We start from the raw sequence: 14805 nt of genomic DNA on the forward strand, positions 1-14805 counted from the left end.
ATTACATCACCCGCGGGCTTAAAGGGCAATCTACCCAGCTCCAGGTCCTACCTATGGCTGCAATAGGTTTTACCACTATACTTACTCTCCCCATTGATTTAACAAGGAATGATCATGTTAAAACGTCTGTTTTTCCTCAGTCTTTTACCCTTATGCAGCTATGCCGAGGATCTTCCCGCCCCCGTAAAAGCAATTGAAAAACAGGGTATTACCATCATTAAGTCCTTCGAAGCGCCTGGCGGAGTAAAAGGTTGGTTAGGAAAATATCAGGATATGGGCGTCGCCATCTACCTGACGCCTGATGGCAAGCACGCCATTTCAGGCTATATGTATGATGAGAAGGGTACCAACCTCAGCGAACAGTTATTTCAGAAAGAGCTTTATACGCCTGCAGGCCAGGAGATGTGGAAAAAGCTGGAGGGAGCCAGCTGGCTTCTTGACGGCAAAAAAGAGGCTCCTATTGTCCTGTACGTCTTTGCTGACCCGTTCTGTCCCTACTGCAAACAATTCTGGCAACAGGCTCGTCCGTGGGTAGACGCAGGAAAAGTTCAGTTGCGCACCCTCTTAGTCGGTGTCATCAAACCTGAAAGCCCAGCCGCGGCGGCAGCGATTCTTGCCAGCAAAGATCCGGCGAAGACCTGGCATGACTATGAGCAATCCGGCGGTAAAATGCGGCTGGATGTGCCAACGTCCATTCAGCCAGAACAAATGAAGGTACTTAATTTCAACCAGCAATTAATGGATGAACTCGGTGCTAACGTGACTCCGGCCATTTACTATATGAATAAAGAAAATACACTTCAGCAAGCGATCGGGCTTCCAGATAAAGAAAAACTACAGATTATGATGGGTGCAAACTAAGCGTTCTTAAACTAACGCATTCTGCCTGGTTTGCCAGTACACAAAAGGATCTGGCGGAATGCGTTTCTGTGGTATATATTTAGATAAACTTAATGCAATACTTAGTTTTAAATAATAAAAAAATGAATAATCACACAGTGAATATCATGCAAGCACATAATACTCCCTTTTTTACTCTCGCCAACTTAACAGGACGTTGATAATGGCTAATCTTTACGATCTCAAAAAATTTGACCTTAACCTATTGGTTATTTTCGAATGCATTTACCAGAATTTAAGTATCAGTAAGGCAGCGGAAACGCTCTTTATTACCCCTTCAGCGGTCAGTCAGTCACTACAGCGCCTGCGAAATCAACTTAATGACCCGCTGTTTGTCCGCTCTGGTAAAGGGATAACGCCCACGACGGTAGGCGTTAACCTGCATCATCATCTGGAAAAAATCTTAACCAGCTCGAACAAACCATCAATATCACCAATCGTTCCGAGTTAAGAAAACGCCTTGTTGTTTATGCGCCGCAACTTTTTATTACCCCAAAAACAACAAATTTAATTCATATGTTATTAGATGATTCAAATCTTCATGTTGAACATCACGATCTTCTGGCGTCGGGGGAATCCGTCGAGAGCTTATTATCCTACCGTAAAGCCGATCTGATATTTAGTACCTCGTCGCTGTCATCCAGAGCCACGGTGTGCAAACCTGTTCAGGAACTCGAGATTGCTCTTGTTTGCAACGAGCACCACCCGCGAGTAGAGTCGTTAACAACAACTAAAGCCATACTCCAGGAGAGCTTTACATATTATCTTTCTAATGATCTCGGGGCTAAATCCTTTCAGAGCCAGGCCGCCGGCCTTCTGGCTGATAGAAAAATTTCTTTCAGTAGCGACTCTTATATCGCGATTGTGAATGTTATTCAGCAAACTAATTTAATTGGGTTTGTACCCACCTGTATCCTGCAACATTTAACTTTTAAAAATAAACTTAAAATTATAGATGCTCCTTTCAAAATCCCAACGATGATGATTTACATGCTCTATAATCGCGTTAATCTTGATGATCATAACTTCATGAAATTCATCAGTGACTGTGAGACAAATAATATTTTTGCATGATTATCGGCCACACATTATCTGCATGAATAATAACTAATATCTTGATTAAGAAAGGAATATAATGTAACTACACAGTATCTTTGATATCAAAGGAATAATGGCTGTGTCTTTTATAAAACTTCCATTACCAGAATCCGTTCTGCAAGCCAGTCAGCAGCGAATAGAGTGGGTAATGGAAAACTTCTCTCGTATTTGCGTCTCCTTTTCCGGCGGAAAAGACTCCACAACCATGCTGCACCTCACCGCGCGGCACGCTCGCCAAACGGGCAAAAAGATTTGCGTTCTATTTATTGATTGGGAAGCGCAGTTTTCCTGTACCATTGCCCACTGCGAAAAGATGCGCGAAGAATATCGCGACGTCATTGAACAATTTTATTGGGTCGCATTACCTCTAACGACCCAAAACTCCCTCACCCAGTTCAATCCAGAATGGCAATGCTGGGAACCCGGCGCTGACTGGGTACGCCAGCCTCCAGAGGATGCAATTACCGACCCGGATTATTTCCCGTTTTATCAGGTGGGGATGAGTTTTGAAACGTTTGTCCGCGAATTTGCCGACTGGTTCTCGCAAAACCGGCCGGCCGCGGTCATGGTCGGCATTCGTGCCGATGAATCGCTTAATCGGTTTATCACCATTTCCTCGCAGCGAAAACTGCGCTTTGCTGACGACAAACCCTGGACTACCTCAGCACCCGGCGGTCACGCGTGGTATATCTACCCTATCTACGACTGGAAAACCGCCGATATCTGGACCTGGTTTGGCAAAAGCGGTCTGACCTACAACCCACTCTATAACCTGATGTACCAGGCAGGCGTCCCGTTACGCTACATGCGGATTTGTGAACCCTTCGGCCCGGAACAGCGTCAGGGGCTATGGCTTTATCATGTATTAGAACCCGAGCGCTGGGCCGCGATGTGTCAACGCGTCAGCGGCGTGCACTGCGGCGGCGTCTACGCCGGGCATGATAATAAGTTCTACGGGCATCGCAAGATGGATAAACCCGAGCATCATACCTGGAAAAGCTACGCCCTGTTTTTGCTCGACAGCATGCCGGAGAAAACAGCGGAGCATTATCGCAATAAAATCGCCGTCTATCTCCATTGGTATCAAAAACAAGGGATGATGGATATTCCCGACACCCAGGCGGCAGATATCGGCTCCAAAGACATTCCTTCATGGCGGCGCATCTGCAAGGTGCTATTGAACAATGATTACTGGTGCCGCCAGCTCTCTTTTAGCCCAACCAAATCTAATCAATATAAACGCTACCGTGAGCGTATGAATCAAAAGCGTCAGCAATGGGGGATATTATGCAACGACAATTAATTCAAGAACTTGAATGCTATCTTCAGTCATTGAGGGGAGAGGAGGAAAAGATTACAGCACTTAACGCCTTTCGCCAGATTTTACATGAATATAGTCCATTCAAATCACAACCCGTCGATTGCGTATTATGGGTCAAGCAGGAGACCGTTACGCCTAATGATTACAACCCAAACAACCTTGCTCCGCCGGAAAAAAGGCTGCTATTCACCTCCCTGGAAACAGATGGTTTTACTCAGCCCATCGTGGTGCTGAAACAGGGACAGGAACACTACTCGATTGTCGATGGTTTTCATCGCCACGAGCTAGCCAACGGCAAAGCAGCGCTGAAAAAACGACTGAAAGGCTATCTCCCCGTCACCTGCTTGGAAAGCAGTACCGCCAAGCGCGATACCCTGATGGCCGCCACCATTCGCCACAACCGGGCGCGCGGTCGTCATCAGATTCATGCGATGTCGGAGATTGTCCAGGAGCTGGCGCATCTCGGCTGGTCTGACGATAAAATCGGCAAAGAATTAGGAATGGATTCAGATGAAGTATTACGCCTGAAGCAAATCAACGGTCTGGTGGAGATGTTCGGCGACCGTCAATTCTCTCAGGCATGGACCGTTAAATAGCTACAAACGACACAGGCGTTCTGCCGCAGCCAGCAGCGTTGCTGGCTGTTTCGCGAAGCACAGGCGAATCAGCTTATGCGGGAACGGGTCAGCGCAGAATACCGACAGCGGGATCGCCGCCACGCCAATTTCTGTGGTTAGCCAGCGGCAAAAACTCACATCATCCAGATCCGAGATTGCGCTGTAGTCCGCCAGCAGGAAATAAGTCCCTTCACAGGGCAAAATTTCAAGACGGCTAGTACGCAGCGCATCAATAAACAGATCCCGACGCTCGCGGTAAAACTCCGGTAGCTGACGATAGTGCTCCGGTTCGCTGCGCAGCATATCGGCAATCGCCAGCTGAGCAGGCGTATTGACGGCAAACGTCAGATACTGATGCACTTTACGCAGTTCAGCGCTAATGGCGGCAGGCGCCACGCAGTAACCCACCTTCCAGCCGGTCATGTGAAAAGTTTTGCCGAATGAAGAAACCGCCACCGCCCGTTCGCGCAGCTGCGGATGCGCCAGCACGCTGGCATGTCCTTCGGCGGCAAAGCAGATATGTTCATAAACTTCATCGCTAATCACATAGATTTCACGATCGGCAATCGCCTGCCACAGGGCAGCAAAATCTTCACGTTGCCATACCGTCGCCGACGGGTTGTGCGGAGTATTGAGGATCACCAGCCGGGTTTTATTGCTGAGGGTCTCGGTGAACTGCTGCCAGTCAACGCGAAAATGCGGCGGCTGGAGAGCAATACGCTTGAGCACGCCGCCCGATAGCTCAATCGCCGGGGCATAGCTGTCGTAGCTCGGGTCAAAGCAGATAACTTCGTCACCAGTGCGTACCAGCGCGGTAATCGCCGCATACAGCGCTTCCGTCGCCCCAGCGGTAACGGTCACGTCGCTGTTGGCATCGGGGCGGTAACCGTACAACTCTTCGGTTTTATCGACTATCGCTTCGCGTAGCGCCGCCACGCCGGTCATCGGTGCATACTGGTTGGCCCCCTGCGCAACATGATACGCCAGCCGCTCCTGCAAAAAGCGCGGGCCATCAAAATCCGGAAAGCCCTGCGACAGGTTAATCGCCTGATGCTGCTGAGCCAGGGCGCTCATTTGGGTAAAAATAGTGGTGCCTAATGAAGGGAGTTTACTCTCAGGAATCAGTGGCTTATTGCTCATTCTTTTTGTACCGTCTGTGATGCTGTTGTTGAAGCCACTATAACACGATGCTAATATTTGGCAATCAAGACGCTTAGACGTCTAAATGATAATGTTATTTCGCTTATGATTTAAATGCAGCTATCAACACAACGCCACCGTCAGCACGACCCACCGCTCACTCTGGAGAACTCATGATCCGCGCTATCGTGACCGATATTGAAGGCACCACCAGCGACATTCGCTTCGTCCATAACGTCCTGTTTCCCTACGCCCGCGAACGCCTGGCCGGCTTCGTCACCGCTCAGCAGTTTGTCGAGCCGGTAAAGACCATCCTCGATAACCTGCGCGAAGAGATAGCCGAGCCTGGAGCCAGCACCGCGCTGCTTATCGACACCCTGTTTGCCTTTATGGATGAAGACCGCAAATCTACCGCCCTGAAGGCGCTACAGGGAATTATCTGGCGCGATGGCTATGTGAACGGCGACTTCACCGGCCACCTTTATCCGGACGTTCTCCCGGCGCTGGAAAAATGGAAATCACAGGGTATTGATCTCTATGTATATTCCTCAGGCTCCGTTGCCGCGCAGAAATTGTTATTTGGCTACAGCGATGAAGGTGATATTACTCATTTGTTCAACGGCTATTTCGATACCCTGGTAGGCGCTAAGCGTGAAGTGCAGTCCTACCGCAATATTGCTGAGCAACTGGGGCACCCTCCTGCCGCGATCCTGTTCCTGTCCGATATCCATCAGGAGCTGGATGCCGCAGAAGAAGCCGGTTTCCGTACAGTACAACTGGTGCGCGGCGACCGCGACCCGGCCAGCCATCATCCGCAAGTTCAGCGTTTTGACGATATTCATCCGGAGCAGATCCCAGCATGAGCGCATTAACCATTTTTTCCGTGAAAGACCCGCAAAACCCGCTCTGGCACAGCACCAACGCCGAAGAGATCCAGCAACAGCTCAACGCCAAAGGCGTACGTTTCGAGCGCTGGCAGGCCGACCGCGATTTAGGCGCGGCACCGACTTCAGAAACGGTCATTGCTGCCTATCAGCATGCAATTGATAAGCTGGTTGCAGAGAAAGGCTACCAGAGCTGGGACGTGATCAGCCTGCGCGCGGATAACCCGCAGAAAGATGCGCTGCGGGAAAAATTCCTCAATGAACATACTCATGGAGAAGACGAAGTGCGCTTCTTCGTCGAAGGCGCCGGTCTGTTTTGCCTGCATATTGGCGACGAGGTGTTCCAGGTCTTATGTGAAAAGAACGATTTAATTTCCGTCCCTGCGCACACGCCGCACTGGTTTGACATGGGGTCAGAGCCGAACTTCACCGCGATCCGCATTTTCGATAACCCGGAAGGCTGGATCGCCCAGTTTACCGGCGACGATATCGCCAGCGCCTACCCGCGCCTGGCATAACGCCAGAATTTAGTTTCCCGGATGCGCATGGCGCGCCTTGTCCGGGTTACCCACCCCGTAGGCCGGGCAAGGCGCCAGCCGCCGCCCGGCAATTCCCGGCACCTAAGCCCGAAGAAACCTCGGTGGATCGAAAGCGGTCACCGGTGGCAGTACATCACGCCACGGTTCAATTTCCACCCAGCAACTTTGGGCGCTACAGCCCTGCCCCAGCCGCGAGCTTCCACGATCTTCAGTTAACACGTTAGGATTACCGTGCTTATCCAGCGACCCCTTTTCATTTGGGTCCAGCGGATCGTACCAGGCTCCGGTCGACATCTGCACTACGCCTGGCAAAATCTGCTCGCTAAGATGCACCCCGGCCAGAATCGCCCCACGGGCGTTATAAACTTTCACCACGCTGCCTTCGCTAATGTCCCTCGCCTGCGCATCCAGCGGATGCATCCACAGCGGCTCGCGCCCCTGAATTTTTGTCGCCCGGCTTACGCTACCGTGATCGTACTGACTATGTAACCGGGTACGCGGCTGGCTGGAGAGCAGATGCAGCGGCCAGCGCGCTGCTTCCTGCCGTTGCCAGGCCGCTTCCTGCTCATCCCACCACGGGTGACCGGGGCATTCACGATAGCCAAATCCGGCGATAGTTTCGGAAAATAGCTCAATCTTGCCGGACGGCGTAGAGAGCGGATAGCGCTGCGGGTCGGCGCGAAAATCGGCCAGAAATACCTGCGGTTTTTCAGGCGTGCTGTATTCCAGTACCCCTTGTTGCCAGAACGCCTCGAACGACGGCAGCTCAATTCCCTCTTCCCGGGCGCGTGGTCGCGACTCTTCATAGATTTGCCGTAGCCACTGCCCGGCATCACGTCCTTCGCTAAAGCGCTCGCCGCAGCTCAGCCTTTCGGCAAGGTCGCAGAAGATGGCGTAATCGTCGCGCGCTTCGCCTACCGGCGGGATCTGCGCGCTCATGGCAATCATAAAGCCGTCGTGGCCGCCGCTGCCGATATCTTCCCGCTCAAGCGAGGTGGTGACCGGCAGAACGATATCGCAGAATTTGGCCTGCGCGGTCCAGTACTGTTCATGTACCACGACGGTTTCCGGCCGCCGCCAGGCTTCACACAGACGGTTAATATCCTGGTGATGATGAAACGCGTTGCCGCCCGCCCAGTAAACCAGGCGAATATCGGGATAGCGCAAATGCTGACCGTCAAACTCATAGGATTCGCCCGGATGCAGCAGCATATCGGAGAGCCGCGCCACCGGGATCACGCTGTTCACCGCGTTTTTGCCAGCCGGAAGACGTGGGCCGGAAAACGCTTTACGCGCCGCTCCCGCCAGATTGGTACAGGCATAACCAAATCCCAGCCCGCCGCCCGGCGTACCAATTTGCCCCAGCAGCGCGGTGAGCGCTACCGTTGCCCAGTAAGCCTGCTCGCCCTGACGCGCCCGCTGAATGGACCAGGAAATATTCACCATCGTGCGCTTGCTGGCCATCTCACGTGCCAGCGCAATAATCTGCGGAGCGTCAATGCCGGTTATCGCCGCCGCCCACTCCGGCGTTTTCGCGACGCCGTCACTCTCCCCTATCAGGTAGGCGCGATAAGTTGCAAAGCCTACCGTATGGCTGGCGACAAAGCCGCTGTCGTACAGGGATTCGTTAATCAGAACGTAACAGAGCGCTAGCAGCAGCGCGGTATCGGTCCCCGGACGAACGGCAAGCCACTCGGCGCTCTCCACGGCGCTCAGATCATTACGCACCGGGCTGATATTGACGAAACGCGTTCCCTGCTCCTGCATCTTCTCCAGCCAGTATTTCAGCATATGGTCGTTGGCGCCGCCGCCGTTGACCTGCGAATTACGCAGCGGCAGGCCGCCAATCGCCACAAACAGCTGGCACTCCCGCGCCAGCTCGGAGAAATGGGTGTGCTGACGGTGCAGTGGGCTTAGCGGCCCGAGGATATGCGGCAGAATGCGTTCACCCGCCGCGCTGCTGTAGGTGTTGGTGCTGGCGGTATAGCCGCCGAATGACTTGAGGAAACGGTGCAGCTGGCTTTGGGCATGGTGAAAACGCCCGGCGCTGGCCCAGCCGTAGGAACCGCCGAAAATGGCTTCATTACCGCAGCGCGCTTTGACCGACTTCAGCTCGCGGGCCAGCAGGTCGAGCGCCACCTCCCAACTCACTTCTACAAACGGCTCTTTGCCACGACCCTCTCGCGAAGCCGGGCCATTTTGCAGGTAACCCGCGCGTACCGCCGGGCGACGAACTCGCGTCTTGCTGGTGACCGCATCGGGGAGCGACTGACCGATACGTGAGGGATTTTTATCCCAGGGCACCGGCGTCACCGCATCAATCTTGCCGTCGCGAGCCTGTACTTGCCAGGTTCCCCAGTGCATCACGGTCAGATTATGTTGTTTTCTCATATTGCCTGTTTTCTTCTCACCCGATAAAGGTCGCCATAATAAAGCGCACGAATCTTGGGAATAAAATACGTATCACCATACAATCTGCTATAGAGAAAGGATTCTCCACGCAGAATAGGTCTACGTTATTCCAGGATGCGATATATTACAGCGACAGAATAATTATAATTACGTAGCAATCTTTATTTGAATAAATAAGACTTGCAAGCAAATTAAATCCACAAAATAAAAATGGATAAAATCGCATCATGAAATATTTTCAGGTTGCAGATGACAAATTTACGTTTTCCTCAGGCAAATCTGCGATATAACATTGTTGATATAACTTAGACATATTTTGTATTTGAGGTTGCATGGCTGTTATTGTCATGCTACTGCTCCGCAGCCACCTCCATCACAGGACCATAATAAGAATGTCGCAGAAAATGAAATTATTGCCCATCGCGCTGGGCCTGCTCTCGCTCGCCTCCGTTAACGCCCTGGCGGCCGATGCCTTATCGCTTCAGGGGAAAACTATCGGCGTCGCCGTTGTCGGCACGCAGCACTTCTGGGATCGTGAAGCCTATAAAGGTGCGACCGAAGAGGTAGAGAAACTGGGCGGTAAAGTGATCGGCGTCGACGGTGGCCGTGACAACCAGGTTCATGCCAATAACCACGATATTTTGCTGTCGCGTAAAGTCGATGCGGTAATTAGCATTCTGGGCGATAGCGCCGTTGAGCCTAAATTCAAAGCACTGCGCGATGCGGGCATTCCGGTATTTACCGTTGACCACGTTTCAAAATACTCCGTCAATAACACCACTTCCGATAACTACACATTAGGCTCGACCATTGGTCGTTATATGGCCGATGAGCTAGGCGGCAAAGGCAACGTTGCAGTATTTAACGCCTTCTCCAGCTCCCTGCGTATTTGCGGCATTCGTTATGACCAGTGGAAATATGTCCTTAAGGATTACCCGGATATTCATATTATTCAACCAGAGCTGGCGGAACAGTTTGCCAACTCTCCGGAAGATGCACGTAAGAAAACCCTCGAACTGCTGAGCCAATATCCAAAAGGTAAGCTCGACGCCATCCATGTTGCCTGCTGGGATCAGCCCGCTATCGGTATTGTCCAGGCGCTGGAAGAGACTGGTCGCGACAAAGACGTTAAAGTCACCGCCATCGATGCGGGCCCGGAAACGCTGGAAATCATGGCCGAGCCGGGCAGCCCGTTCGTTGCCAACGTCGCGCAGCAGCCGCACCTGATCGGCCAGACCTCTGCCGACAACGTCGCCCGCTACTTCGACAAGCAGAAACTGCCGGTACAAACCTTTATCCCGGTGGTCCCGGTGAAAGGCCCGCAGGAAGCGAAAGCGGTCTACAAACAGCTGGGATATGGCGAACTGCAGTGATCACTCAATCTACCGGCGGGGCCAATCCCGCCGCTGGTCTGGCGATGAACCAGATCAGCAAAAGCTTTGCCAACGTGACTGCATTAAATGCGGTCACGCTGCTTCTGAACCCTGGCGAAATTCACGGCCTGATCGGCGAGAACGGCGCGGGAAAATCGACGCTAATTAAAATTCTTGCGGGCGTCTATCAGGCCGATAGCGGCAACGCCACGCTCGACGGCGCGCCTCTGCCGCTCGGCAATCCGGCGGCTATTGAAGCGCTGGGCATTCGCGTCATTCATCAGGAGCTCAACCTGATCCCGCACTTTACCGTCGCGGAATCGGTTTTCCTCGGCCAGGAGTACCGCACCCGCTGGGGCGCGCTGGATCGACGGCGGATGAATGCCGCGACCGAGGCGTTTTTCCGCGACAGCTGGCAACTGGAAATCAATCCGCGCCGCCTGATCCGCGATCTCAGCCTTGCCGAGCGCAAGCTGGTACAAATCGCCCGAGCGCTGATTGACGGCGCGGCAAAGTTGGTAGTGTTCGACGAACCCACCGCGCCGCTGGAAGCACAGGAAGCCAGCCTGGTCTCCTCAGCCATCTTGCGCCTTCGCGAGCAAGGGATCGCGATTCTTTATATTTCCCACTATCTCAACGAAATCGCCGCCCTTTGCGATCGCGGTACGGTGCTGCGTAACGGCGAGGTTGTCGGCTACCCCGACCGTGAACTCCTGCAAAATACCGATGCGCTAATCAAAATGATGGTCGGGCGCGATATCGAACAGCTCTATACCCCGCGTCAGAGCAGCGCTCTGGCAGTCGATACCGCCGTACCGGTGCTGTCGGTTCGCCACCTTAGCGACGGCCAGCAATTAAACGATATTAGCTTTGATATTCAGCCGGGCGAGATCGTCGGCGTGGCGGGTCTGCTTGGCGCAGGGCGCGACGTGCTGGTCGATCTTCTCTACGGCCTGCGCCGCGCCCGTAGCGGCACGATTAACATCGACGGCGAGCCGAAACGACTGCGCACGCCCTATCAGGCCACCCGCGCCGGGCTGGCGCTGGTCCCGCGCGACCGTCGCCATCAGGGGCTGATTCTCCCCTTCTCTACTGCCGACAATATTAACCTTGCCTCGCTGCCGGATACCGCCACCTTCGGCTGGGAACACCGAGGGCGGGCACTGGAAAAAGCGCACAGCTGGATTGAACAGCTCTCCATCCGCCCCGGTCGCCCGGAACTGCCGGTGCGCTTCATGAGCGGCGGCAACCAGCAAAAGGCGATTCTCGCCCGCTGGCTGGGCACAGACGCGCGGCTATTTATTCTTGATGAACCCACGCTCGGGGTCGATATCGGCGCGCGCAGCGATATTTATCAGCGCACGCGCGAACTGGCGGATCGCGGTCGCGGCGTGCTGGTCTCTTCCAGCGACGCGCCGGAACTGCTGGGCCTTTGCGACCGCATCCTGGTAATGTGGCGCGGCGAGCTGGTGGCCAATCTTCCGACCCAGGGGCTGACGCTGGACGCCCTGCTGGTGACGATCAACGGTGGACAGGAACAACAGGTATGAGTGCAGGTATCCAGCGCCGCCCCCTTACGGGCATAACGACGCTAATCGAAAAATTCCCCCTGATTCTCTTTTTCGCGCTGCTGGTCTGGCTCAGCCTCCAGTCGCCGTTTTTTTTAAGCTGGCAAAATATCAGCATGATGCTGGTGCAGAGCGTGCCGCTGGCGATCCTCTGCTTCGGCCTGGTGTGCGTCATCGCCGTCGGCGGCGATGATGTGGTCTCCGGCGGCATCGACCTCTCGCTGCCCGCCATCGCGGTGCTCGGCGTAGCGCTGCTGAGCCTCGGCATGACGGAGTGGAATACCCCTTACCTGCTGCTGTTTTTACTGCTGATTGCCGTCTGTCTGGCCTGCGGTGCGGTCAACGCCACCCTGGTGCTGGCGGCGGGCCTGCCGCCGCTGCTGGCAACCCTGTCAACCTCCGTCGCCTTCACCGGGCTGACTGACCTGCTGACCGGGCAGCGGCGCATCGCGGTAAACGACCCGCTGATGGTGGCCTTTCGCGATAACAACCTGTTCGGCATCCCGTGGCCGCTTATCTACCTGCTGGCGGTCTTCGCGCTGTTTCAGTTTCTGCTCCATCACTCCCGCTTTGGCCAGCATTTACAGGCGGTAGGCGGCAACCGCGATATGGCGCAGATGAGCGGACTCAATGTGCGCCGTTTGACCATCATCGTCTGGCTACTGGCGGGGATCGCCGCCGGTCTGGCGATTTTACCGCTGCTCAGCCAGGGCTCCGGCAGCTCCAGCGGCACGGCAACGCCGTTGTTGTTGGAAACCGTCCTCGCCACCTTTATCGGCGCGGCGTTCTCGCGGCGTCGCGTGGTCACCATCTGGGGCGCGCTGCTCGGCGCGGTGCTGGTCAACGCGCTCTCTAACGGGCTCGGCCTGCTGGGGGTGAACATTTTCTGGATGGGCGCGATTAAAGGCGGCCTGATCCTCGTGGTACTGGCGGCTTCGGCGGTCAGACATAAAGGAGGCAACTGATGAGCCAGTTGACGCTCAAGACCCCATCAACGGGGCAAACCGCAGCGAATCCGCTGGCGTGGCTGTCGCGGGCAGGATTCGGCGTGATTACTCTGCTGGCGATTGCCCTGTTCGGCTGGGCAAATCCGGTTTTTTTGACCTTCGATAACTGGGCGAACCTGCTACAGGGCAGCGCGATCCTGCTGATTGTGGCGATGGCGATGACCCTTATCGTCAGCGCCGGGGCGATTGATCTCTCCGTCGGCGTGGCGCTTGATTTTGGCGCGGCTTTTGCGCTGGTGGCGCTGAAAACCTGGCACCTGCCGTGGCAGGCTGCGGTCGGCTGCGCGCTGCTCGGCGGGGTGATTATCGGCCTGCTGAACGCCTTCCTGATCCTTATCTGCCAGATTCGCCCGTTCCTCGCCACCCTCGGCACCTGGTTTATCGCCAGCAGCGCCGAGCGCATTTATACCGACGGCGGTGGCTCTATCTCTTATCGCCGGATGGCACCGGAATATCACGATCTGGCGGTCGGTAATATCGCCGGTATTCCAACGCCAGTGGTCATTGTTCTGGTGCTGTGGCTGGCGGCGTGGCTGATTACCGAACGTACGTTGTTTGGCAAATACGTTCGCGCTATCGGTCAGAACGGCGAAGCGGCGCGCATCGCCGGAATTCGCGACCGCCGTACCATGCTGTGGGTGCTGGTGGCGGCCTCCGCCCTGTGCGCCGTCGGCGGCGTTATTCTTTCCGCCAACCTGCGCCAGTTTACGCCGCTGGCCGGCCAGGCCTATCTGATGGACGCCATCGCCGCGGTGTTTATCGGTACCGCCTTTAACCGGCTGGGCCGGGTCAGCATCGCCGGAACCCTCGGCGGGGTGCTGTTCCTCGCGATTATTGATAACGGCCTGAACCTGATGGGGCTGAACTACCTGGTGAAAGATGCGCTGGTTGGCGTGATTCTGGTCGTCGCGCTGGCCCTCTCCTTCTGGCAGGCGCGCCTGCGTCAAACCCATCGTTAAGTGGAACTCTCATGGCAACCTTTGACGCCGTCTTTGTCGGCCTGACTATTCTTGATATCGCCGGTCGCCCGGTTATCGACATCCCGCCGCGCGGTGGGGTAGCCTTTATTGAACAGATTCGCCTTAATCCCGCAGGAACCGCCGCCGGGGCCAATATTAACGCAGCCAAACTGGGGATTCGTACCGCAGCGGTGGCCTGTCTGGGCGAAGATGAAAAAGCTGATTTTATCCTCGCCAGCTATGCGCGGCTGGGCATCGACTGCTCGCAGGTCCAGCGCACGGCACTGAAGGAAACGTCGGCGACAATTCTGCCTATCCGCCCCAACGGCGAGCGCCCGGCGCTGCACTGCCGGGGAGCTTCGGATGTCCTTTTCATCCGCGAAGAGGAGTTTGATGCGATTCTTGACTGCCGCTTCCTGCACCACGGCGGCACCGGCCTGCTGGCGGCGATGGACCAGGGGCAAAGCGCCCTTTTGCTACAAGCCGCAAAGGCTCGCGGCATCACCACCAGCTTTGATTTAATCGCGCCCAATGAGCACACCCTCGATCTGCTGCGCCCGCTGCTGCCGTCGGTGGACTACTTTATGCCTTCTCTTGAGGAGGCAGCGTATCTCTCTGGACAGGCACAACCGGAAGCGATCGCCCGCTTCTTCTTCGAACTTGGCGTCGGGACCTGCATTCTGAAAGAGGGTGAAAACGGCTCCTGGCTGCTGACCCGCGACGGCGCAGTCGAGCATATCGCGCCGTACCGGGTCGATGCTGTCGACACCACCGGCTGCGGCGACAGCTACTGCGGCGGCTTTATTGCCGCGCTGGCCCGTGGGTTAAGCGTCAAAGAGGCATGTGAGGTGGCTTCCGCCGTCGCCGCGCTGGTGGCGACCGGGATGGGCTCAGATGCAGGTGTGGTCGACTGGCAGCATACTCAGGCATTTATGGCGGCTAACCGCGCCGAGTGGTAAGCACTTCGCCGCCGTATTTCGCGGCGGC

12 protein-coding genes and 1 pseudogene are annotated in these 14805 nt (G+C 55.2%); 11 read left to right on the forward strand and 2 right to left on the reverse strand.

Annotated features, from left to right (window positions below; genetic code table 11):
* The first annotated feature begins 114 nt into the window (after positions 1–114).
* The 4 genes and pseudogenes from dsbG (at position 115) to ACMYSL_RS20705 (ending at position 3915) form a co-directional block, all read left to right on the forward strand.
* Positions 115–861: a thiol:disulfide interchange protein DsbG gene (dsbG, locus tag ACMYSL_RS20690; RefSeq protein ID WP_434659798.1), complete on the forward strand. Its 747-nt coding sequence runs from the start codon at positions 115–117 to the stop codon at positions 859–861.
* A 202-nt stretch (positions 862–1063) separates the two neighbouring features.
* Positions 1064–1974: pseudogene (gene citR / locus ACMYSL_RS20695) on the forward strand (DNA-binding transcriptional repressor CitR).
* A 103-nt stretch (positions 1975–2077) separates the two neighbouring features.
* Positions 2078–3301: a phosphoadenosine phosphosulfate reductase gene (locus ACMYSL_RS20700; RefSeq protein WP_434659799.1), complete on the forward strand. Its 1224-nt coding sequence runs from the start codon at positions 2078–2080 to the stop codon at positions 3299–3301.
* Positions 3286–3915: a ParB N-terminal domain-containing protein gene (locus ACMYSL_RS20705; RefSeq protein WP_434659800.1), complete on the forward strand. Its 630-nt coding sequence runs from the start codon at positions 3286–3288 to the stop codon at positions 3913–3915. The genes ACMYSL_RS20700 and ACMYSL_RS20705 overlap by 16 nt, the downstream gene beginning before the upstream one ends.
* Here ACMYSL_RS20705 and ACMYSL_RS20710 read toward each other — a convergent pair whose 3' ends face one another.
* Positions 3916–5061, reverse strand: coding sequence for a pyridoxal phosphate-dependent aminotransferase (locus tag ACMYSL_RS20710; protein ID WP_434664183.1), 1146 nt, complete (start codon positions 5059–5061; stop codon positions 3916–3918).
* A 188-nt stretch (positions 5062–5249) separates the two neighbouring features.
* On the opposite strand from ACMYSL_RS20710, the gene mtnC reads away from it, so the two are divergent.
* Together mtnC and ACMYSL_RS20720 are read left to right on the forward strand one after the other, a co-directional pair.
* Positions 5250–5939, forward strand: coding sequence for an acireductone synthase (gene mtnC, locus ACMYSL_RS20715; RefSeq protein WP_181483070.1), 690 nt, complete (start codon positions 5250–5252; stop codon positions 5937–5939).
* On the forward strand, positions 5936–6478 hold the full coding sequence (locus ACMYSL_RS20720; RefSeq protein ID WP_434659801.1) for a 1,2-dihydroxy-3-keto-5-methylthiopentene dioxygenase: 543 nt from the start codon (positions 5936–5938) through the stop codon (positions 6476–6478). The genes mtnC and ACMYSL_RS20720 overlap by 4 nt, the downstream gene beginning before the upstream one ends.
* A gap of 102 nt (positions 6479–6580) precedes the next feature.
* Here ACMYSL_RS20720 and ACMYSL_RS20725 read toward each other — a convergent pair whose 3' ends face one another.
* Positions 6581–8890 (reverse strand): molybdopterin-dependent oxidoreductase, encoded by a 2310-nt coding sequence (locus ACMYSL_RS20725; RefSeq protein ID WP_434659802.1) that lies wholly within the window; start codon positions 8888–8890, stop codon positions 6581–6583.
* Between the two features lie 413 nt (positions 8891–9303).
* On the opposite strand from ACMYSL_RS20725, the gene ACMYSL_RS20730 reads away from it, so the two are divergent.
* Genes ACMYSL_RS20730 through ACMYSL_RS20750 form a run of 5 tightly spaced genes read left to right on the forward strand, consistent with a single transcriptional unit; the run spans position 9304 to position 14777 of the window.
* Positions 9304–10284 (forward strand): sugar ABC transporter substrate-binding protein, encoded by a 981-nt coding sequence (locus ACMYSL_RS20730; protein ID WP_110273311.1) that lies wholly within the window; start codon positions 9304–9306, stop codon positions 10282–10284.
* Between the two features lie 44 nt (positions 10285–10328).
* Positions 10329–11834: a sugar ABC transporter ATP-binding protein gene (locus tag ACMYSL_RS20735; RefSeq protein WP_434664185.1), complete on the forward strand. Its 1506-nt coding sequence runs from the start codon at positions 10329–10331 to the stop codon at positions 11832–11834.
* Complete coding sequence (locus ACMYSL_RS20740; RefSeq protein WP_434659803.1) at positions 11831–12817, forward strand: ABC transporter permease; 987 nt, start codon at positions 11831–11833, stop codon at positions 12815–12817. The genes ACMYSL_RS20735 and ACMYSL_RS20740 overlap by 4 nt, the downstream gene beginning before the upstream one ends.
* Positions 12817–13818, forward strand: coding sequence for an ABC transporter permease (locus ACMYSL_RS20745; protein ID WP_181483074.1), 1002 nt, complete (start codon positions 12817–12819; stop codon positions 13816–13818). The genes ACMYSL_RS20740 and ACMYSL_RS20745 overlap by 1 nt, the downstream gene beginning before the upstream one ends.
* Before the next feature lie 11 nt (positions 13819–13829).
* Positions 13830–14777 (forward strand): carbohydrate kinase family protein, encoded by a 948-nt coding sequence (locus ACMYSL_RS20750; RefSeq protein ID WP_434659804.1) that lies wholly within the window; start codon positions 13830–13832, stop codon positions 14775–14777.
* The last annotated feature ends 28 nt before the right edge of the window (positions 14778–14805 follow it).

Origin of the sequence: Klebsiella sp. MISC125 (assembly GCF_051131775.1) — a bacterium.
Classification (GTDB): domain Bacteria; phylum Pseudomonadota; class Gammaproteobacteria; order Enterobacterales; family Enterobacteriaceae; genus Klebsiella.